At 41.2% G+C, this 204-nt stretch carries 1 tRNA gene; it reads right to left on the bottom strand.

The annotated features are described in order from the left end of the window. Positions 1-91: 91 nt before the first annotated feature. Positions 92-166: transfer RNA gene (locus CHI06_RS29300), tRNA-Glu, on the bottom strand. Positions 167-204: the final 38 nt, after the last annotated feature.

Below are 204 nucleotides of genomic sequence, written 5' to 3'. Positions count from 1 at the left end.
TATAATGGTATGTTATTTTCGCTATCGCGATGGAAAGTTATTTTCTCTAACGAGAAAGGAAAGTTATTTTTCGCTATCGCGAAAAAAACTTTGGTGACCCCTACGGGACTCGAACCCGTGTTACCTCCGTGAAAGGGAGGTGTCTTAACCACTTGACCAAGGGGCCAAATCAAAAATCGAAATAATAAATGCCCATAAGGGCTT

This window comes from Bacillus sp. 7884-1 (assembly GCF_002272245.1).
GTDB lineage: Bacteria > Bacillota > Bacilli > Bacillales > Cytobacillaceae > Neobacillus.
Note: the sequence above shows the minus strand (reverse complement) of the source record. Positions and strands in the feature narration are given on the sequence as shown.